This window comes from Polaromonas sp. P4_F4 (assembly GCF_056401355.1).
This window is the reverse complement of the sequence record NZ_JBFUJO010000006.1, coordinates 79,370-98,284: the sequence shown is the minus strand read 5'-3', so window position 1 is coordinate 98,284 and position 18,915 is coordinate 79,370. Positions and strand designations below refer to the sequence as shown.

Here is an 18,915-nt window from a genome sequence, read left to right as displayed (position 1 = left end):
CCGAACCCTCCGTACCGGCCTTGAACGACGTGTAAGCATGTTTAGCGACGTTCAACAAAGCGTGCAGGCTGTGGCCCAAGTGAGCTCCCCAATATCAACGACCAACGACCAACGACCAACGCAAGGTGGAGGTGCCCCGTGACGGCGTACCACCTTGATGTGTGCCTTTCCCGCTTCAGCGAAAGGAGCCCGGAATGCGTGATATCAACGACTTTGACATTCTGATACTGCCTGGCGGGCACAACTCGGGGCCCGATCACTGGCAGACGCACTGGGAAGCGGCGTTCCCCAACATGCACCGTGTCGAGCAGGACGACTGGGAGGCGCCCGTCTACGCGGATTGGTCCCGCCGGCTCACCGAGGCCGTCAGCCGCTGCGAGCGGCCCGTTTTGCTGGTCGCCCACAGTCTTGGGACGGCGCTGGCCACCCGCTGGTCGCAGGAGGCGGACACCGAGGCGGTAGCCGGGGCCTTTCTGGTCGCTACGTCCGACATCGACCGACTCGCCGGAACGCCCGGGCAGTTTATGCGCGGCTTTGACCCCATCATCATGAATCGGCTTCCGTTTCCGTCTGTCGTGCTTGCCAGTCGCAACGATGACCGCGTCACTTTCGAGCGGGCCCAAGCCTTCGCGACCGCCTGGGGTTCGCGCCTCATCGACGTCGGATCCCTGGGCCATATCGGATCGGCGGAAAAGCTCGGTCTCTGGCCGCAAGGGCTGGTCTGGTTCGGCCAGTTCATGGCCTGCGTCGGATGACCTCACCGCCGGCCCGCTACAGCCGAAGCCGCTGTGCGTAACCCGTCATCTCCAGGTAGCCGCGGCCCACGCGTTTGCCGTTGCTGTCGATCAGCTCGCTCAGGCCTTCCCAATACACCGCGCCGGTTGACAGCCGGCTGTCGAGTTCCTGGTTGTCTATCACGGCCCTGACGGTGTAAAAGTCGGCGGGTGTGCGGACTATCCATTCGACCGGGTAGGTCGTTTGCGTCAGCGGGCTCTTCCAGCTGCGCACGGGTTTGAAAATCACTTCACCCCGGCTGAAGGTGTGCAGCCCGGCTTTCGGCGACCTGAACGAGCCGCCGTCCCATAGCGCACTGCCGTCCTTGTGCCGCAGCTGGAAGGCGGTGAGGGCGCTGCCATCGTCCAGGTTCATGCCTATCCAGTCCCAGCCGGTCGCGCCGGGATGCAGCAGTTCCTCGCTCCACTCATGGTCCAGCCAGGCCTTGCCCGTGACGTCAAACACCTGGCCCTTGAGTTCCAATTTCCCGCGGGTGGCCAGCTGCGGCTGGCTGTAGTAGTAACTTGCCTGCTGTTCCTGCGGCCCTTTGCGCGAAAGCCCCTGCCTGCCTTGCAGCAGCACGGCCTGGGTTTCTTCAAATTGCAGCTTCAGGGCAAAGTCTGAAGCCGGCAACTCCGCGCTGTAGCGGCTGGCCTGGCCCTGCAGCGACCAGTCGCGCAGCTTGATGTGCATGTCCGCTTCGCTGGCAAAAGCCACGCCAAAGCCGTCACGCGCAATGCGCTGGTCATGCCAGAGCTTTTTGCCCTGCACGTCGGTGATGGCCGCATGCGCGAAGAGCAGTTGCCTGGCCGCAAACCTTGACGCCATGCCCTGGGTGCCCTCAACCCGTGAGCGGAAAAATGTGAGCTGAAAACCGAACTCCCGCCCGCCGCCTGCGGTCGCGTGCCCGGTGATGTACCACCACTCGGTGCGAAAGTCCGGGTGCGAGCCGAAGTCGCGCGGAAACTGCATTGCTCTCAGCGGTAAGGCGCACGCCGGCCCGGTCCAGGCCAGGCCCGCCAGGCCGGTCGCCAGCAGGAAGCGGCGCCGCGGCATGCCGTGCGTGATGCAGGCGGGCGTCGTGGGAGGGCTCATGTCTTGATTCTCGCAGCAGTGCGCCTGGCGTGGCAGCGGCCGGGCGGCGTAGTTGCATGGAGCCACTGGAAGGTCTATGCTTGAAACTGCACGAGTCACTCTAGTCAGGAGGTGCACCATGTACAAGCGGATTTTGCTGGCGTACGACGGCTCCAAGTCAGGGCAAAAGGCCTTGCTGGACTGTCGGGAAATTGCGCAGTGGAGCCAGGCATCAGTAAACCTGATTGCCGTCACACCGCTCTACATGCAGGTGATGGGCGTCGAAGGCGGCATTTATGACAGCGGCCTTGCCGAGCAGGAGAAAGAAAAGTACCAGGCCATTCTGGACGAAGGCTTGAACCAGCTGGTCAGCGCCGGCTACCAGGCTCGTGGGGAAGTGCTACTCGGTGAAACCGTGGATGAAATCACCAAATATGCCAAAAAGATAGAGGCCGACCTGATCGTGGTGGGCCACAAGCATCTGGACGGGTGGGCTGCCCGCTGGTGGCGCGGCTCGGTTTCAAAATCGCTGATCGAGCACGCACCCTGCAGTGTGCTCGTGGTCATCATTCATTGAGCCGCTGGGTCTGCGGCTCCGCGCCGCCTTATCCCGTTTCCAAATCAAGCGTGAACGCGAAGGCTCGCCGCAGACAGTGCTATAGCACGGCAAGGCGGGCCGACAAAGTGCACGTTTGATTTGGAAATGGAATTAGCGGCCCCGCGCCTGGTGGGGCACCACAGTGTGGCGCTGGCCGGTTTGCGGCCTTGCCGGCTGGTCGTCATGGAGGTGTTTGCGCGATCGCGGTGGCGGCGCCGGCTGGATTCTGGCCACGGCGGCCCGGGTCTGGGGAGGGCCTGAAAAATAGGCATTCAGTTGCGCACTCAGCGCGTCCCAGTTCGGCACCAGCCAGATGACCAGCAGGCACAGCAGGGCCAGAACAATTGCCGCAAACAGGATGTTCATTGCACACCTCCTAAAAGCCAACAGCTTGATCTGCATGCGCTAGCAGATGCCCGCATGCTACCCCTGTTGGCGGTGTTGTGCACCCGAATTTTGCGGTCCGGTCTTTTGGGTTTTACGCGCTCTGGCCCGGCGGCGCAGTCTGGAAAACAATTTCGCCGCTGGGCACATGAATGACCCGGACTTGCTGGCGCGTCGGATCGGCCACGCTTTTGACTGCCACGGCGACCGCCAGCGAGCAGTTCCCGTACAGCGGCTTGAACGACGAACACGGCAGCAGGCTGCCGCTGAGCGGGTCTCTGCTTTCAATGCGGAATTGGGCGGACGACATGACGAAGACCTCCTCAATTAAAACCATCTCAAAACCAGACAAGACTCAAAGGTATGAAAACCTGCGCATCACCGCCATTGTGAAGGCATCAGGCGATGCCATGATGACAATTCAGCGTCAGAACTGTGACGAGCGTAAATAAAAGAAAACGGGCATGCACCTGCAAAGGTGAATTAGCCGTCGCCAGACGGCGAGGGCGCGGCCGGCGCGGCGGCCGCAGGGCTGCCAGGGACGGACTACCCGGCGGGCTACCAGTCTTCCTTGACGGCCAGCACGGCATCCTTGCCAGCCGCCGCCCGCCCCGCCAGCCAGGCGGTCAGCGTGCCCGCCACCACGACCGCCGCGCACAGGGCCAGCAGCCGCAGCCATGGCAGCATCAGGTCCATGGTCCAGTGAAAGCTTTGCGGATTGACCACGTGAACCAGTATGGTGGACACCGCCAGGCCCAGCGCCAGGCCAGCCAGCGCGCCGACCACCGTCCAGGCCGCTCCTTCGCCCGCCACCACCGTCAGGATTTGCCGCCGGGTCAAACCCAGATGCGCCAGCAGGCCAAATTCCTTTCGGCGTGCCAGAACCTGTGCACTGAAGCTCGCGGCCACGCCAAAAAGCCCGATGGCAATCGCCACGGCCTGCAGCCAGTAGGTCACTGCAAAACTGCGGTCAAAGATCCTGAGCGAGATGGCGCGAAGCTGGCTGACGGACGCCAGCTCCAGCAGGGTGCCCGCTCCCGGCTGCTGCTCGGCCAGCCGGCGTACTGCCTGCTGCACCTGGGCCTCGCCCACATCACCGTTCAGCCACAGCGCCACGTCGTTGACGCGCCGGTCGCCGGTCAGGCGCTCAAAGTCCTGCTGCGCCATCACGATCGTGCCAAACTGGCGCGCGTAATCACGCCAGACGCCGGCCACAAAAAATGGCGTGGCAAATGACGTGGCCAATGGCGCGGTAAATGGCGCGGCACCCGGAGCTGCCGGGCGGGTTGAGTTTGCAGGCGAATCGGGAGCTGGTGGTGCCCGGTTTTCCGGGGTGTAAGCGCCAAAAGCCTGTGAAAGTGGAAGAAACACGCTGCCCGGCCGGGCGCCATACAGATCCACCATCGCTTCACTGACATAGATGCCCGCATGCCCGGGTGGCACCGGCAGCGGGCTGCCCACCAGCGGCAGCGTGGTGGCCGCATCGCCGATAGCGCGCGCAATCAGGGTGACGGCTGGTTTTCCCGGGTCCAGCAGCAACTGCCTGGTGCGCAGGGCGCTCACGCGCGCCACGCCGGGCAGGCGGGCCAGCGCCTCGACAAAGCCGGGCGGGAAATAGGCGGTGTCGCTGGCCGGGCCGCCTAGACCCGTGCGCACATACAGGTCGGCGGGCAGCACCACGTCCAGCCAGTGCGTGACCGAGTCGCGGAAACTCGCCACCATCACGGTCAGCGCCACGGCCAGGCTTAGCGACGCCACCACGCCGCTGACGGCCACGGCCGCGCTTTCGCGCACACGGCGCGCGCGCTCGACGGCCAGCAGCGGCAGCAGGCGGTGGGCCACCCAGGGGCTGAGCCTGCCATACAGCAGCGCAATCAGCCAGGGCAGGGCGGTGATGCCGCCCACCAGCAAGGCGCCGACAGACAGGTAAGCCGCCAGCGGAATGCCAAATACCGGCGGCGCCATTGCCAGAAGGGCGCTGGCAGCTATCAACATGACACTCAACCAGCGCGCAGAGCCGGCGCCGGTGGCCAGTCCCAGCCCCTTGAGGGTTTGTGCCGGCGGCAACCGCTGGGCGGTGCGCGCCGGCCACCAGCCGCCCACGCCGGCCGCCGCCACGCCGAGCGCGCCATAGACCAGGGCTGCCCAGCCGTTCCACTGCAGGGTGGGGGCGACACCGGCGAAATAACCGCCACCCAGGTCCCCGCCCAGAAGACGCAGCGCCAGATCGGCCAGCGCGCTGCCCAGCGCAATGCCCGCGGCGCTGCCCACCAAGCCCAGCAGCAGCGATTCAGCCAGCACCAGCCGCAGGCGTTCGCGGCCCGTCAGGCCCAGCACGCCGAGCAGTGCGAAGTGCTGGGCGCGCTTGGCCACGCTGAGCGACAGCACCGAGAACACCAGAAACGCACCGGTGAACAGGGCCACCAGCGCCAGCACGGTCAGGTTGACCCGGTAGGCGCGCGACAGGTTGCTCACGCGTTGCGCGGCGTCCCCGGGGGCGGTCGCGGTGATGTGGGGCGGCAGCTGCAGCGAGGCGGCGAAGCTTGCCGCATCACTGCCGGCTTTCAGGCGCACGTCAATTCGCGACAGCTGGCCGCCCTTGCCAAACAGGTCCTGTGCGGCGGCGATGTCCATCACGCCCAGCGGGCCGCCGCCCGTGCTCACGCTGCCGGTGACCGTGACGCTTTTCCATTGCAGGCCGCTTTGCAGTTGCAACTGGGCGCCTTTGAACACCTGGCGGGCGGCGGGATTGAGAAAAATCGTGTCCGGCGCAAACAGCGCAAAACGGTCCGTCGCCGCGACCGCGGCATCCGAAGCCGGAACCGGCATCAGCGCCGGGGCAATGCCGGCCACCACCAGTGCATCGACGCCGACGATGCGCAGGGCCTGCCGCTCTCCCTTGCCGCCCAGTGCGTAGGTGGCCAGTTCCAGCACCGGGCTGGCGAGTGCCACCTGGGGATGGTTGGCCACCTGCCGGTAAAGCGCTTCATCAAAGCCGCCCTGCACAGCCCGCAGTTCCAGGTCAGGCTGGCCGTTGACGGCGCGCACGGCCTGGGAAAACTCGCTGAGCGCCGAAGCATTGATCAGGTGCACCGAAAACGCCAGGGCCACGCCCAGCATGACGGCGACCACGGCGGCGCCGTTGCGCCATGGGTGGTAGCGCAGTTCCTTCCAGGAGAATGTTTGCAAAAGGGCGAACACAGTTCCTGCATTGTGAGGGATGCCCTTCGATCAAAGCGCCAGGTTGTTAGTTGGCGTCAAAGCGTGTGGCGTTCAACAGGGTGTCCAGGCGTGCTGCGCGTTTGGTCAGTTGGTCCATCACACTGCTGAAATTGCCCGAAGCGCCGGAGCCGCCCACCATGGCCTTGGTCAAGGCATCAAACAGTTCCAGTTCCACAATCGGGCGCAACTGGTGGTTGGAGGAGGCGATAAAGCCCGACAAGCCATTGATGCTCTTGAGCGTGGCCTTTTCCGCCCCGGTTTTCCCGTAGGCGATAAAAAACTTCCTGACGCGCTGTTGTGTGGCGGCGGGCAGGTCCTTGCGGTACATGAGCGGGTCGTTGGGGATCAGGGGCGACTCCCAGATGACCTTGACCTGCTCGAACTTCTCCGGCAGCTCGGCCTGGAACCGGGGCAAATCCTCGGTGTTGTTGGTGCCCAGGTCAGCCCGGCCTTCGGCCACCGCGAGAAAGTTTTCGCGGTGCGTGCCGTAGGTGACGGTTTTGAAATGTTTCGCCGGGTCAATCTTTGCCTTCTGGAACACGTAGTAGTAGGGCACCAGGTAGCCCGACGTGGAATTTTTTGCGCCCAGGCCCAGCGTATACGTGCCGGGTTGGGCGAGCGCATCGCCCATGTTACGCACAGGGCTGTTTTTCGGCACGATCAGTACCGACTTGTAGCCCCGGGTCTTGTCGAGCCTGACCATCTGGGCAAAGATTTGCGCCTGCTCTGTCTCCACCAGCTCGACCGCCAGCTTGTTGTTGATCCACGCCACCTGGATCCGGCCCTCCTTGATGCCGGTGGAAATGTCCGCATAGTTCTTCGAGGCGACTGCGCGCACGGGCGTCTGGAGTTCTTTGGAGAGCGCGTCTGTCAGGGGCTTCCATATCTCCAGTGTCTGCTCCTCGGTGGCGCCTGCTGCGATGATGCCCAAGGTGAGCGGGGCTGGCGCGTCTGCGGCGTAGGCGGTCGGGAGCGAGCCCAGCAGCATGAGGCTCAGCATGACGAGGGCAGGGAGATGGTTTTTCATCCGGGGAAACTCCTGTCGTGAGTGGTGAGTGGTGAGTGGTGAGTGGTGAGTGGGGGGTGAGTGCCGGGATGGGCAAAAGCAAGCGGCCAGCGTTGGCAAACGACCGGGTGTGCGGCTTCAACTGAGCGGCTTCGACTGGAACTGAAACTCCAGCGCTGCCGGAATCAACGGAGCAGCGCCGGGGCGGTGGCTCAGGCTTTGTCCGCCTTGCCGGCTGCCGCGGCGAAGCGCGACAGCATCACGTCGGGCAGAAAGGGACGTCGTCCGCTGTCTTCGGCGGCTTCCTTGCGCCGGATGGCATTGCGCACCATCAGCGAGCCGACGTAGCGGATCGGCTCCGGCGGAAAACGGCCGAGCGGTCCGCGAATGAGCGGGCTGCGCGTCCATTCGTTGTCCAGTCCCAGCGCCAGCGAGGACAGCAGCTCGCCGCCCATGCGGCTGGGGCCGACGCCGTTGCCCGAGTAGCCGAAGCCGTAGAACACGTCGGGGCGGCCGCGCAGGCAGCCGAAGAAGGGCAGGCCGGTGACCGAGCGGTCGGAGGCACCGTTCCAGCTGGCGGCAACCGGCGTGCCGGCCAGTTCCGGGATGAAGCCCCGCAGGCGTCCGGTCAGCTCCTCGCGGTAGGGCGAGGGCTGGTTGAAGACGGGCAGCATGCGCCCGCCGTAGGCAAAGGTGTTGCCGCCCTTGCCGAACATCAGCCGGCCGTCCGGCGTGCTGCGGTAGTAGTGCACAAAGATGCGCGAGTCGAGCACCGAGATGCCGCCGTCCAGGCCCGAGGCGGCCAGCGCGGCCGCGGCCGGCTCGGTGATCACCATGTCGCTGGACACGATGGCAATGCTGCGCTCGAACTCGCGGAAGCTGCTGGCCATCCAGGCGTTGATCGCAATCACCACGCGGTCGGCCGTGACCTTGCCGTGCGGCGTGCGAACCACCGGGGGCGAGCCCTCTTCCAGGCCCTGCATCGGCGTTCCTTCATGCAGCCGCACGCCCAGGCCGAGCGCCACCCTGCGCAGCCCGCGCACCAGCTTGCCGGGCTGCACGCTGGCGGCCACCGGCGAGTACCAGCCCTCGAGGTGGGCGCGGGATCCGGCGCGGCGCTGCAACTCGTGCGGGGGCATCTTCTGCCAGGAATTGATGCCGTGCGCTTCAAGCGCGGCCACCACCGCATCGGAGGCCCCGAGCTGCGCAGCCGATGTGGCGGTGAACAGCGTGCCGTGGCGCCGCCATTCGCAGTCGATGCTGTGCTCGGCGCAAAACGCCTCGATATCCAGCAGCGCCTGCTCGGAAGCGCGCACCAGGCGCACGGCTTCGGCGTCACCGAACAGCCGCTGCAGGGTGAAGAACTTCGTCGACCAGGTCAGTGCGCAGCCGCCATTGCGTCCGCTGGCGCCGCCGCCGCAGACATCGGCCTCCAGCACAACCACATCAAGTTCGGGCCTGGCCTGCTTGGCGAGGATGGCGGTCCACAGGCCGGTGAAGCCGCCGCCGATGATGCACAGCTGGGCGCGTGTGTCGCTCGCCAGCGCCGGGGCCGGGCCGCCATCGTCGGTAGCGAGCGCCTGCGATAGCCAGTAAGGGCGTTGCTCCATCGCTCAGGCCGCCAGCAGGGCCAGCAGGGTTTGCGGGGCATGGTAGGTGTAGCGCAGGTCATTTGCCACCTCCAGGCAGGTGACCTTGCCGTCAGCGACGTTGAGGCCGTTGCGCAGGTGCGCGTCATCGTTCAGCGCTTGCCGCCACCCTTTGTTCGCGAGGGCCAGCACAAAGGGCAGGGTGGCGTTGTTCAGGGCGTAGGTGGAGGTGCGCGGCACGCCGCCCGGCATGTTGGCCACGCAGTAATGCACGACGCCGTCCACCACGTAGGTGGGGTCGGCGTGGGTGGTGGCGTGCGAGGTTTCAAAGCAGCCGCCCTGGTCAATGGCCACATCAACCACCACCGAGCCCGGCTTCATGCGCGACAGCAGCTCGCGCGACACGAGCTTGGGTGCGGCCGCGCCGGGAATCAGCACACCGCCGATCACGGCGTCTGCCGACAGCACCTGCTCCTCGATGTTGTCCCGATTCGAGAACAGCGTGATCACACGCGCGCCCAGCAGGCGGTCCATGCGGCGCAGCGCATCGAGGCTGCGGTCTATCACCACCACCTGGGCACCGGTGCCCACGGCGATCTGTGCAGCATTGGAGCCGACAACGCCCGCGCCGAGGATCACGATTTTGGCCGGCGCCACACCGGGCACGCCTCCCAGCAATATGCCGCGGCCGCCATGGGCCCGCTCCAGGCTGTGCGCGGCCGCCTGCACCGACATGCGGCCGGCGACTTCGGACATCGGCGCCAGCAAAGGCAAGCCGCCCCCGGCCTGGGTCACGGTTTCGTAGGCGATGCAGACCGCGCCGCTGTCAACCAGTTCCTTGCATTGCTGCGGGTCGGGCGCCAGATGCAGGTAAGTGAAGAGCAACTGGCCCGGCCGCAGCTGCGCGCGCTCCGAGGCTTGCGGCTCCTTGACCTTCACCACCATGTCGGCGCGCGCAAACACTTCATCAGCACCCTGGACAATACCGGCACCCGCCTTTTCGTACTCGGCGTCGCTGGCACCGATGCCGGAGCCTGCGTTGCGCTCCACGATCACGCGGTGGCCGGCCGCCGCCAGCTCACGCACGGACGACGGTGTCAGGCCCACGCGGTATTCATGGTTCTTGATTTCCTTGGGAATTCCGATGAGCATGGTGTTTGTCTCCTGGATCGATGAAGTCAATGAAGTAATAAGGCAATAAAAGCAATAAAGCAAGAAGGGGCTAAAAGAAGGGGTAAAGGCAGAGGCACAGATAAGGGCACGGGTAAGGGCAGGGATAAGCGGCGGCTGCGGCTTACCAGGGTAGCGAGTAGGTCTTGGTGTTGCAAAAACTCTTCATCGCTTCAAGCACACCTTCCTTGTAGCCCAGCCCCGAGTCCTTGATGCCGCCGAAGGGCGTCATTTCCAGGCGGTAGCCGGGCACCTCGCGCACGTTGATGCTGCCTACATGCAGCTCCTGCACCACGCGGGTGATGGTGTCGAGCCGGTTGGTGCAGAGCGACGACGACAGGCCATAGGCCGTGCCGTTGACGATGGCAATCGCTTCATCCAGTGTCTTGAAGCGGATCACCGGCGACACCGGGCCGAAGGTTTCCTCCCTGACCACGGTCATGCCGGGTTGCACATGGTCCAGCACGGTGGGGGAATACAGCGCGCCGCGCCGCACATTGCCCACCAGCAGCTTCGCGCCCTGGGCGATGGCCTCGTTGACCACCTTTTCAAAATGGATCGCGGCGGGCTCGTCGATCACGGTGCCCATGTCCATGGCCGGGTCAAAGGGGTCACCGTACTTCAGCGCCCGGGTTTTTTCCACCAGCAGCTCGACAAAGCGGTCGGCCACGCTCTCCTGCACCAGGATGCGCTTGATGGCGGTGCAGCGCTGGCCCGAATTCTTGTACGACCCGCTGGCCGCCAGGGTGGCCGCTTCCTCGATGTCGGCATCGTCCATCACGATGATGGGATCGTTGCCGCCGAGCTCGAGAATCTGGCGCTTGTAGACGGCCTTGCCGGCGATGTACTTGCCAATGGCCACGCCGCCGGTGAATGTCACCAGGTCCACGTCGGGGCTGGTCAGCAGCTCGTCGGCGATCTCGGCCGGATCGCCGGTCACGACCGACAGCATCTGCGGCGGCAGGCCCGCCTCGTACAGGATGTCGGCAATCAGGTAGGCCGCCAGCGGCGTTTTCTCGCTGGGCTTGAGCACCACGCGGTTGTTGGTGGCTACCGCCGGCGCGATCTTGTGGATCACCTGGTTGAGCGGGTGGTTGAACGGGGTGATGGCGGTGATGGCGCCGAGCAGCGGCTCTTTCAGCGTGTAGACCTTGCGACTCTTGCCGTGCGCCGTCAGGTCGCACGAGAACACCTGGCCGTCGTCCACCAGCGCCTGGTTGGCCGCGAACAGCATCACATCGGAAGCGCGGCCGACTTCATACTGCGTGTCCTTCAGGCACAGGCCCGATTCCAGCGTGATCAGGCGCGCAATCTCGTCGCGGCGTTGGGCGACCAGCTCGCCGGCTTTCATCAGGATGCGGTAGCGGTCGTGGCGGGTCAGCGTGGAACGGTAGTCGCGCGCAATGCGCAGCGCACGCCGGACATCGTCCAGCGTGGCCTTGGGCACGGTCGCGACGATCTTGCCGTTGTAAGGGTGTTTCACCTCGATGACGCGGTCGCGCGAAACTTTTTCACCGGCAATGCGCAGCGATTCATACAGCACCCGGGAAGGAAGTGCCTGGGAGGGGGCATCGGCAAGTACGGCAGACATGTTGGTTCCTTGTTTCTGTTTCTGTGGCGGTTCGATGATTTTTTTGGCGGGTTAGCGGGCCAGGTTGAGGCCGAGTTCGAAGGCGTCAAAATTGCGCCAGCGCCGGTCGGGGAAGGCCTGTGGCACCTGGCGGTTGACGACCAGCGGCACCTTTTGTTCAGACAGGCCGCCGTGGGAACGCAGCGGCACGTCCAGCCCGGAGAGGTCATGGCGCGCGGCGTTGGTGCCGATCACCGTGTCCTGGCTGGCCACCACCACGATGTCTCCCACCCGGTCGAACGGCAGCTCGAAATGGTCGCAGGCCTCCAGGCGCGACAGCACCGTCTCAATGCCCGGCAGCGCGGCAATGCGGTCACGCAGTGCGCTGGCGTCCACATCTTCCGGCACATAGACCAGCGCGAACGAGCCGAGCGCGCCGTGGTGCACCACATACGGGTCGGTGATGGGCAGGATTACGCGCGCATGGTCCTGGCCAATCCATTCGTCCAGCGTGTCCTGCAGGTAAATCACATTGGGCTGCCCGTCCGAACCGTGCTTGTCGTTCATGCCATGGTCGGCGGTGAGCACAATGGTGGCGCCCAGCATGTCCAGCCGGGCGAGGTTGCGGTCCATCATGGCGTAGAAGTCGTTCGCCATCGTGGTGCCGGGGGCTGCCTTGTGCTGGATGTAGTCGGTGGTGGACAAATACATCAGGTCAGGCCGCTCGCGCTCCATCAGCTTGACGCCCGCGACAAACACAAACTCCGACAACTCGGCGCTGTAGACCGAAGGCACCGGCATGCCGACCATGCCGAGCACGTCGTCAATGCCGTTTTCCTCGACGCTCACCTGGTCGGCCTTTTCCGAGGAAAAGCAGATGCCGTCCATTTTGTGGCCCAGCAGCTTGCGCAGTTTGTCCTTCGCCGTGATCACGGCTACCTTGGCGCCCGCATCGGCGAAGGCTGCAAGGATGGTGCCCGCGCGCAGGTAGCGGGGGTCGTTCATCATCACCTCTTCACCCCGTTCGCGGTCGAAGAAATAGTTGCCGCAGATGCCGTGCACCGAGGGCGGCGCACCCGTCACGATGGACAAATTGTTCGGATTGGTAAAACTCGGAATGACGCAGTCCGCCATGTAGCAGGTGCCGCGCCCGGCCAGCAGCCTGCCCAGGAAGGGTGCCACGCCGGCCGCCACGGCGGCGGTGATGTATTCGTACTGGCAGCCATCCACGCAGACCACCACCACCGGGTGGTCCATCCATTGGTAGCGCCTGTCGTTCACGGTAATGTCTTTGTTCATGATGTCCTCAGGGGTTGATGGCCATGATGGGCCGTGGTTTTTTCAGGGAAATTGCGGGAAATTGCAGGGGAGGTCGGCTCGCTGGGGCCTCTTCCAAAAGCCTTGTGCATGCGGGCCCGGCTGTCGGCCGCATGGGCGCGCAGCGTCCGGCCGGCGCGCTCAGGGTCGCGTGAGGCAATGGCCAGCACGGCGGCCTTGTGTTCGGCGTTAGAGACCGCAAAGCCGCCCCCGTCCTGCAGGCCGCGCAGGCGGAACAGCAGCAGCTCCTTGGTCAGGCGCCGGTAGGTGTCGCTCAGCCGGGAGTTGCCGACAAAGCCGACCAGCGCATCATGGAACTCCAGGTTCAGTGCGTGGTAACGCTTGATGTCCTGGCGGCTCATGGCGTCGTCCATTTCGGAGAGCAGACTCTTGAGCACCTTCAGCTGCGGCGTCGTGATGTGCACGGCGAGGCGGCGTCCGATCATGTCATCCAGTACCTCGCGCAGGTCGTAGATTTCGTCGGCTTCGGCCAGCGTTATTTCCCGCACGAAGACCCCGCGGTTCTTTTCCGAGCGGACCAGGCCGCATTCTTCCAGCGCGCGCAGTGCCTCGCGCACCGGGCCGCGGCTGGTGCCGAAGCGGGCGGCGAGGTCGCTTTCATTGATGCGCGCGCCTCCGGGCAGCTCGCTGCGCAGGATCATTTGCTCGATTTCGGCCTGCACCAGTGACGGCAGGGTGTTGGCCTGCAGCATTTGCAGGGGGGACAGGGGATAGAGGGGAGAGAAGGCGGAGAGGTCGGGTGAGGTGCTCATGAAGAAGTCCGGTTTCTTTTCTGGTCGATACGGCAATTAAATCCTGCAAATTGAAGATTGTCAACAATTGACATATTACGATCTGCAATTTACTATTCGCCGAAGGTGCTGCAGAAATTCCCGGAAGACCACCGAAACGAACGCAATCACCGGCATGGCCGGCCCATGCTCCACGCCACCGACAACGACACAAGGAGATAGCAGATGGATATGAGACTGCCAGCGGAAATGGCGAGCTTCGCCTCACCGCATCACACGACCGGCATTGCGCTGGGTATCGAGGGCGTGCACAAGCGCTTTGACAAGGTCACGGTGCTCCAGCACATAGACCTGGAAGTCCGGCAGGGCGAGATGCTGTGCCTGCTCGGGCCCTCGGGCTGCGGGAAAACCACGCTGCTGCGCATCATTGCCGGACTGGAAACGCAGACCAGCGGCCGCATCGTGCAGAACGGCCGCGACATCTCCTGGCTGCCGCCGGTCAAGCGTGACTACGGCATCGTGTTCCAGTCCTACGCCCTGTTCCCGAACCTCACCATCGCCGAGAACGTCGCCTATGGCCTGGTGAGCCGGAAAAAACCGCGGGCCGAAATCAGCGCCCGCGTGGTGGAACTGCTCAAACTGGTGGGCCTGCCGACGTCGGGCGAGAAATACCCGGCCCAGCTGTCGGGCGGGCAGCAGCAGCGCGTGGCACTGGCGCGAGCGCTGGCGACCGCCCCGCGCCTGTTGCTGCTGGATGAACCCCTGTCGGCGCTCGATGCGCTGGAGCGCATCCGCCTGCGCGGCGAGATCCGCCGGCTGCAGCAACAGCTGGGCGTGACCGCCATCATGGTCACGCACGACCAGGAGGAGGCGCTGTCCATGGCCGACCGCATTGTGGTGATGAACCATGGGGTGATTGAGCAGATCGGCACGCCGAACGATATTTATGAGCGCCCCGCCACCCCTTTCGTGGCGGACTTTGTCGGCAAGGTCAATGTGTTGCCGGCCATCGCGCTCGGGCAGGGGCGTTTTCGCGCCGGCCGCCTGGAACTGCATTGCAGCGGCGAGCATGGCGACTACACGGCCGGCCAGGCGGTCAGGCTCTACCTGCGCCCGGAAGACCGGGCCGTTGGCCATGAACGCGAAGGGCAGCCGAACCGCGTCCGGGGTGAGGTCCTGAAGGTTGAATTTCTGGGCAGCTCGTGCCTGGCGGAAATGCAGATCGACGAGCTCGAAGGGCAATCGCTGCACCTGTGTTTTTCGCTGAACCAGCTGCACGACCTGGGCGTGCAGGCCGGTGCGCGGATCGACCTGGCGCTGCGCAGCGAACGCATCCGGGTGTTTCCGGCGGTGGCCGGCGGGGCTCAGTTATGAACGCCCGCGCCGCTACGCTGGCCGGGCCGCCGCCTGCAGCGCGCCGCCAAGGCCTGTCGCGAGAGGACATCATTGCGCGCGGCGTGCTGCTCACGGTGATGCTGTTCCTGGTGCTGTTCCTGCTCGCGCCGATGGCGTCAATCTTTGCGCGGGCCGTGCAGGACAACGATGGCAACTTCATCGGCTTCACCCATTTTGTCGAGTACCTGCAGACCCCGGCACTGCTGGGCGCAGCCTGGAACTCAATCTGGGTGGCCGCCACCGTGGTCATGATTTCGGTACCCCTGGCCTTCACCTTCGCCTATGCGCTGGCCCGCAGCTGCGCGCCCTTCAAGGGCACGTTCCGGCTGATCGCGCTGATCCCGCTGCTGGCGCCTTCGCTGCTGTCGGCTATCGCCTTCATCCAGTGGTTTGGCAACCAGGGCGTGCTCAAGCCGGTGCTCGAGCTGATCGGGCTGGGCTCGATCTACGGCGCGCCGGGCATCATCCTGTCGGAGGTCTACAACACCTTTCCGCATGCGCTCATGATCCTGCTGACGGCGCTGTCGCTGGCCGACGGACGGCTGTACGAGGCTGCCGATTCGTTCGGCACCTCGACCGTGCGCAAGTTCTTCACCATAACGCTGCCGTCCTGCAAATACGGGCTGATCAGTGCGTCCACCGTGGTCTTCACTTATGTGATCAGCGACTTCGGCGCACCCAAGGTGATAGGCGGCAACTTCAGCGTGCTGTCGCTGGACGTGTTCAAGCAGGTCGTCGGCCAGCAGAACTTCGGCCGCGGTGCAGTAGTGGGCCTGCTGTTGCTGCTGCCTTCGATCGCCTCCTTTCTGATCGACAGCCGCGTGCGGCGCAAGCTGCGGGCCCAGCTGTCGGCGCGCTCCGTGCCCTACGCGGCCAAGCCGCAGCGGGGCTTCGATACCTTGATGACGGCCTACTGCACGCTGGTGTGCGCGCTGCTGCTGGCCGTGGTGGGCATGGCGATCTGGACGTCCTTCATCAAGCTCTGGCCGTATGACCTCTCCTTGAGCCTGCGCCATTACGAGTTCGCGCTGGTCGATGGCGACCTGGCCTCGGCCTACACCAACAGCCTGAAGATGGCGGTGTGCGTGGCTTTCTTCGGTTCGCTCACGGTGTTCATTGGCGCTTACCTGACCGAGAAGACCCGCGGGCTGGAACTGATACGCCCGCTGATGCACCTGCTGGCCATGCTCTCCATGGCCGTGCCGGGACTGGTGCTAGGCCTGGGCTACATCATGTTCTTCAACCATCCCAACAATCCGCTGGGCTTCCTGTACTCGACCATGACCTTACTCGTGCTGTCGGTCATCGTGCACTACTACACCTCCAGCCATCTGACCGCGGTGACGGCGCTCAAGCAGATCGACAATGAATTCGAGGCCGTGTCGGCTTCGCTGAAGGTGCCGTTCTACAAGACCTTCTTTCGCGTGACCTTGCCGGTGTGCCTGCCAGCGGTGCTGGACATCGCGCGCTACTACTTCGTCGTGTCCATGGCCACGCTGTCGGGTGTCGTCTTCCTGTACTCGCCCGACACCATCCTCGGGGCCGTGGCCATCATGAACCTTGACGAGGCCGGCGACATCGGCCCGGCGGCGGCGCTGGCCAGCCTGACCGTGCTGACTTCTGTCGCGGTGTGCCTGGTGTATGCGGTGGCGACGCGCGTGCTGCTGCGAAAAACCCAGGCGTGGCGAAACGTCGCCCGCCACTGAGGCCTGATCCCTTCCTGCCGTCCACTTTTTTTGTTTTCCATTTTTTCCAAAACACCCAAGGAGCTTTCATGACCACCGACGCCATTCTTCTGACCCCCGGACCGCTGACTACGTCCAGCCGCACCAAGCAAAGCATGCTGCGCGACTGGGGCTCCTGGGACACGGATTTCAATGCCATCACCGTGCGCCTGCGCCAGGGCCTGCTGCGCATCGTGCACGGCGAAGGCACGCATGAGTGCGTTCCCCTGCAGGGCAGCGGTACCTTTTCCGTCGAGGCGGCCATTGGCACGCTGGTGCCGCCGGCCGAAAAAGGGGGCCATGTGCTGGTGCCGGTCAACGGCGCCTATTGCCAGCGCATCGCCAAAATCTGCAAGGTGCTGGGCCGCAAGCTCACCACCTTCGAGTATGCGGAAGATGCGCAAATCCGCCCCGAAGACATTGACCGGCTGCTCAGCAAGGACCCCTCCATCACCCACGTGGCGCTGGTGCACTGCGAAACCAGCACCGGCATTCTGAACCCGTTGCACGAAATTGCACTGGTCGTTCAGCGCCACGGCAAGGGCCTGATCGTCGATGCGATGAGCTCGTTTGGTGCGCTGGAAATCGATGCACGCAAGACGCCGTTCGACGCCGTGGTTGCCGCGTCGGGCAAGTGCCTGGAAGGCGTTCCCGGCATGGGCTTTGTGCTGGCGCGCCGCGCCGCGCTGGAGCGCTGCGAGGGTAACTGCCATTCGCTGGCGATGGACCTGTACGACCAGTGGGCCTACATGAACAAGACCACGCAGTGGCGCTTCACGCCGCCGACCCATGTGGTCGCCGCGCTGGACGCCGCGCTCACGCAGTATTTCGAGCAGGGCGGGCTGGCCGCGCGCGGCGGCGCCTATGTCACAAATTGCCGCGAGCTCATCAGCGGCCTGGCCGGGCTGGGCCTGCGCAGCTTCCTGCGCGCGGCGATCCAGGCGCCCATCATCGTGACCTTTCACGCGCCGGCCAGCCCGGCCTACGAGTTCAAGGCTTTCTACAACGCGGTCAAGCAGCGCGGCTACATTCTTTACCCCGGCAAGCCGACGTCGATGGAGACCTTCCGCGTCGGTTGCATGGGCCAACTCGGCCCGCGCGGCATGGCGGGTGCTGTGGAAGCGGTGCGCGATGCGCTGCAGGAAATGGGGCTGGAGGTCGCGAGCGCCGAGTGATGGGGCGCGGCATCCCGGGGGCGCGTTCAAGTATTTGACGGAACTGGTACGCTGTTGTTTTTTCTTGTGGCCCTTGTGGCTTTTCCCGCCTTATTCGAACGAAAGCGCTTCCTGTCATGCTGCAACTTCCTGTTTACGACGATGTCCTCGCCGCCGCTGCGCGGCTTGAGGGCCACGCACATCGCACCCCGGTACTGAGGTCTGCCACGGCCGATGCCCGCTGGGGTGCGCAGTTTTTCTTCAAGTGCGAGAACTTCCAGCGCATGGGCGCGTTCAAGTTTCGCGGTGCATTCAATGCGCTGTCAAAGTTTGACGCGAGCCAGCGCCGGGCCGGGGCGATCGCGTTTTCATCGGGCAACCATGCGCAGGCGGTGGCGCTGTCGGCGCGGCTGCTCGGCATGCCCGCGCTGATCGTGATGCCGCAGGACGCGCCGGCCGCCAAGCTGGCCGCGACGCGCGGTTACGGCGCCGAGGTGGTGCTGTACGACCGCTTCAGCGAAGACCGCGAGGCGCTCACGCAGCGGCTTGCGGCCGAGCGGGGCATGACCCTGATTCCGCCCTATGACCATCCCGACGTGATTGCCGGCCAGGGCACGGCCGCCAAGGAGTTGCTTGAAGAGACCGGCCCGCTCGACCACCTGTACGTGTGCCTGGGCGGTGGCGGACTGACCAGCGGCTCAGCGCTTTCGGCGCGGGCACTGGCGCCGCAATGCAAGGTGTATGGCGTGGAGCCCGAAGCCGGCAACGATGGCCAGCAGTCGCTGCGTGCGGGCCGGATTGTGCATATCGAGACGCCCAAAACCATTGCCGATGGCGCGCAGACCCAGCACCTGGGCCAGTACACCTTCGGCATCATCCGGCGGGATGTCGATGACATCCTCACGGTGAGCGATGCGCAGCTGGTCGAGGCCATGCGTTTTTTTGCCGAGCGCATGAAGATGGTGGTGGAGCCTACGGGTTGCCTGGCGTTTGCCGGGGCCTGCGCGGCGCTTCAAGCTGATCCGGCCCTCAAAGGCAGGCGTGTCGGCGTCATTGTGAGCGGCGGCAACGTCGACCTGGCGCGCTACGCGGAGCTGCTGACTGCACGCTGATGGATTCCCGGGCCGCCACGCACTGAAAATGTGTTTTTGGTTTTTGATCAGCGCGGCGTCAACATCAACGCAAA

17 protein-coding genes are annotated in these 18,915 nt (G+C 64.7%); 7 read left to right on the top strand and 10 right to left on the bottom strand.

Annotated features, from left to right (window positions below; all coding sequences use genetic code 11):
- Nucleotides 1–194 precede the first annotated feature (194 nt).
- Nucleotides 195–755: an RBBP9/YdeN family alpha/beta hydrolase gene (locus AC1DUR_RS08775; protein WP_477718516.1), complete on the top strand. Its 561-nt coding sequence runs from the start codon at nucleotides 195–197 to the stop codon at nucleotides 753–755.
- 16 nt (nucleotides 756–771) lie between these two features.
- Here AC1DUR_RS08775 and AC1DUR_RS08770 read toward each other — a convergent pair whose 3' ends face one another.
- Entirely contained in the window at nucleotides 772–1,869 is a 1,098-nt protein-coding gene (locus tag AC1DUR_RS08770; RefSeq protein ID WP_477718515.1) for a lipocalin-like domain-containing protein, read from the bottom strand.
- A gap of 118 nt (nucleotides 1,870–1,987) precedes the next feature.
- On the opposite strand from AC1DUR_RS08770, the gene AC1DUR_RS08765 reads away from it, so the two are divergent.
- On the top strand, nucleotides 1,988–2,425 hold the full coding sequence (locus AC1DUR_RS08765) for a universal stress protein (protein ID WP_477718514.1): 438 nt from the start codon (nucleotides 1,988–1,990) through the stop codon (nucleotides 2,423–2,425).
- Between the two features lie 132 nt (nucleotides 2,426–2,557).
- Here the strand turns inward: AC1DUR_RS08765 and AC1DUR_RS08760 are convergent, their stop codons facing one another.
- Together AC1DUR_RS08760 and AC1DUR_RS08755 are read right to left on the bottom strand one after the other, a co-directional pair.
- The gene (locus AC1DUR_RS08760) at nucleotides 2,558–2,812 is read right to left on the bottom strand and encodes a hypothetical protein (RefSeq protein ID WP_477718513.1); all 255 of its coding nucleotides are present in this window, start codon (nucleotides 2,810–2,812) and stop codon (nucleotides 2,558–2,560) included.
- Nucleotides 2,813–2,924: 112 nt separating this feature from the next.
- On the bottom strand, nucleotides 2,925–3,140 hold the full coding sequence (locus AC1DUR_RS08755; protein ID WP_477718512.1) for a hypothetical protein: 216 nt from the start codon (nucleotides 3,138–3,140) through the stop codon (nucleotides 2,925–2,927).
- Here AC1DUR_RS08755 and AC1DUR_RS08750 point away from each other — a divergent pair.
- Nucleotides 3,139–3,282: a hypothetical protein gene (locus AC1DUR_RS08750; RefSeq protein WP_477718511.1), complete on the top strand. Its 144-nt coding sequence runs from the start codon at nucleotides 3,139–3,141 to the stop codon at nucleotides 3,280–3,282. The two genes, AC1DUR_RS08755 and AC1DUR_RS08750, sit on opposite strands and share 2 nt — an antisense overlap.
- 106 nt (nucleotides 3,283–3,388) lie before the next feature.
- On the opposite strand, the gene AC1DUR_RS08745 is transcribed toward AC1DUR_RS08750, so the two are convergent.
- From AC1DUR_RS08745 to AC1DUR_RS08715, 7 genes are all read right to left on the bottom strand, one after another.
- Nucleotides 3,389–6,031 (bottom strand): ABC transporter permease, encoded by a 2,643-nt coding sequence (locus AC1DUR_RS08745; protein ID WP_477718510.1) that lies wholly within the window; start codon nucleotides 6,029–6,031, stop codon nucleotides 3,389–3,391.
- A gap of 46 nt (nucleotides 6,032–6,077) precedes the next feature.
- Nucleotides 6,078–7,079: a phosphate/phosphite/phosphonate ABC transporter substrate-binding protein gene (gene phnD / locus AC1DUR_RS08740; protein WP_477721525.1), complete on the bottom strand. Its 1,002-nt coding sequence runs from the start codon at nucleotides 7,077–7,079 to the stop codon at nucleotides 6,078–6,080.
- 191 nt (nucleotides 7,080–7,270) lie between these two features.
- Complete coding sequence (locus AC1DUR_RS08735; protein ID WP_477718508.1) at nucleotides 7,271–8,668, bottom strand: FAD-dependent oxidoreductase; 1,398 nt, start codon at nucleotides 8,666–8,668, stop codon at nucleotides 7,271–7,273.
- 3 nt (nucleotides 8,669–8,671) lie between these two features.
- Nucleotides 8,672–9,799: an alanine dehydrogenase gene (gene ald, locus AC1DUR_RS08730; protein ID WP_477718507.1), complete on the bottom strand. Its 1,128-nt coding sequence runs from the start codon at nucleotides 9,797–9,799 to the stop codon at nucleotides 8,672–8,674.
- A 142-nt stretch (nucleotides 9,800–9,941) separates the two neighbouring features.
- On the bottom strand, nucleotides 9,942–11,408 hold the full coding sequence (gene phnY / locus AC1DUR_RS08725) for a phosphonoacetaldehyde dehydrogenase (protein WP_477718506.1): 1,467 nt from the start codon (nucleotides 11,406–11,408) through the stop codon (nucleotides 9,942–9,944).
- A 51-nt stretch (nucleotides 11,409–11,459) separates the two neighbouring features.
- On the bottom strand, nucleotides 11,460–12,686 hold the full coding sequence (gene phnA / locus AC1DUR_RS08720) for a phosphonoacetate hydrolase (protein WP_477718505.1): 1,227 nt from the start codon (nucleotides 12,684–12,686) through the stop codon (nucleotides 11,460–11,462).
- Complete coding sequence (locus AC1DUR_RS08715; RefSeq protein WP_477718504.1) at nucleotides 12,683–13,477, bottom strand: phosphonate utilization associated transcriptional regulator; 795 nt, start codon at nucleotides 13,475–13,477, stop codon at nucleotides 12,683–12,685. Before AC1DUR_RS08715 ends, phnA begins: the two co-directional genes overlap by 4 nt.
- Before the next feature lie 210 nt (nucleotides 13,478–13,687).
- Between AC1DUR_RS08715 and AC1DUR_RS08710 the strand changes: the two genes are divergently transcribed.
- From AC1DUR_RS08710 to AC1DUR_RS08695, 4 genes are all read left to right on the top strand, one after another.
- Nucleotides 13,688–14,830 carry a putative 2-aminoethylphosphonate ABC transporter ATP-binding protein gene (locus AC1DUR_RS08710; protein ID WP_477718626.1) on the top strand — a complete coding sequence of 381 codons (1,143 nt, stop codon included), beginning with the start codon at nucleotides 13,688–13,690 and terminating at the stop codon, nucleotides 14,828–14,830.
- Nucleotides 14,827–16,557: a putative 2-aminoethylphosphonate ABC transporter permease subunit gene (locus AC1DUR_RS08705; RefSeq protein ID WP_477718503.1), complete on the top strand. Its 1,731-nt coding sequence runs from the start codon at nucleotides 14,827–14,829 to the stop codon at nucleotides 16,555–16,557. The genes AC1DUR_RS08710 and AC1DUR_RS08705 overlap by 4 nt, the downstream gene beginning before the upstream one ends.
- Before the next feature lie 68 nt (nucleotides 16,558–16,625).
- Nucleotides 16,626–17,750 carry a 2-aminoethylphosphonate--pyruvate transaminase gene (locus AC1DUR_RS08700; protein WP_477718502.1) on the top strand — a complete coding sequence of 375 codons (1,125 nt, stop codon included), beginning with the start codon at nucleotides 16,626–16,628 and terminating at the stop codon, nucleotides 17,748–17,750.
- 116 nt (nucleotides 17,751–17,866) lie between these two features.
- Complete coding sequence (locus tag AC1DUR_RS08695; protein WP_477718501.1) at nucleotides 17,867–18,841, top strand: threo-3-hydroxy-L-aspartate ammonia-lyase; 975 nt, start codon at nucleotides 17,867–17,869, stop codon at nucleotides 18,839–18,841.
- The last annotated feature ends 74 nt before the right edge of the window (nucleotides 18,842–18,915 follow it).

What these genes read in the sequence shown, in the direction of transcription:
- phnY (WP_477718506.1), bottom strand. Translation starts at nt 11,408, where the DNA reads ATGTCTGCCGTACTTGCCGATGCCCCCTCCCAGGCACTTCCTTCCCGG.
- phnA (WP_477718505.1), bottom strand. Translation starts at nt 12,686, where the DNA reads ATGAACAAAGACATTACCGTGAACGACAGGCGCTACCAATGGATGGAC.
- AC1DUR_RS08735 (WP_477718508.1), bottom strand. Translation starts at nt 8,668, where the DNA reads ATGGAGCAACGCCCTTACTGGCTATCGCAGGCGCTCGCTACCGACGAT.
- AC1DUR_RS08710 (WP_477718626.1), top strand. Translation starts at nt 13,688, where the DNA reads ATGAGACTGCCAGCGGAAATGGCGAGCTTCGCCTCACCGCATCACACG.
- AC1DUR_RS08700 (WP_477718502.1), top strand. Translation starts at nt 16,626, where the DNA reads ATGACCACCGACGCCATTCTTCTGACCCCCGGACCGCTGACTACGTCC.
- AC1DUR_RS08770 (WP_477718515.1), bottom strand. Translation starts at nt 1,869, where the DNA reads ATGAGCCCTCCCACGACGCCCGCCTGCATCACGCACGGCATGCCGCGG.
- AC1DUR_RS08705 (WP_477718503.1), top strand. Translation starts at nt 14,827, where the DNA reads ATGAACGCCCGCGCCGCTACGCTGGCCGGGCCGCCGCCTGCAGCGCGC.
- AC1DUR_RS08715 (WP_477718504.1), bottom strand. Translation starts at nt 13,477, where the DNA reads ATGAGCACCTCACCCGACCTCTCCGCCTTCTCTCCCCTCTATCCCCTG.
- AC1DUR_RS08775 (WP_477718516.1), top strand. Translation starts at nt 195, where the DNA reads ATGCGTGATATCAACGACTTTGACATTCTGATACTGCCTGGCGGGCAC.
- AC1DUR_RS08765 (WP_477718514.1), top strand. Translation starts at nt 1,988, where the DNA reads ATGTACAAGCGGATTTTGCTGGCGTACGACGGCTCCAAGTCAGGGCAA.
- phnD (WP_477721525.1), bottom strand. Translation starts at nt 7,079, where the DNA reads ATGAAAAACCATCTCCCTGCCCTCGTCATGCTGAGCCTCATGCTGCTG.
- ald (WP_477718507.1), bottom strand. Translation starts at nt 9,799, where the DNA reads ATGCTCATCGGAATTCCCAAGGAAATCAAGAACCATGAATACCGCGTG.
- AC1DUR_RS08755 (WP_477718512.1), bottom strand. Translation starts at nt 3,140, where the DNA reads ATGTCGTCCGCCCAATTCCGCATTGAAAGCAGAGACCCGCTCAGCGGC.
- AC1DUR_RS08695 (WP_477718501.1), top strand. Translation starts at nt 17,867, where the DNA reads ATGCTGCAACTTCCTGTTTACGACGATGTCCTCGCCGCCGCTGCGCGG.
- AC1DUR_RS08750 (WP_477718511.1), top strand. Translation starts at nt 3,139, where the DNA reads ATGACGAAGACCTCCTCAATTAAAACCATCTCAAAACCAGACAAGACT.
- AC1DUR_RS08760 (WP_477718513.1), bottom strand. Translation starts at nt 2,812, where the DNA reads ATGAACATCCTGTTTGCGGCAATTGTTCTGGCCCTGCTGTGCCTGCTG.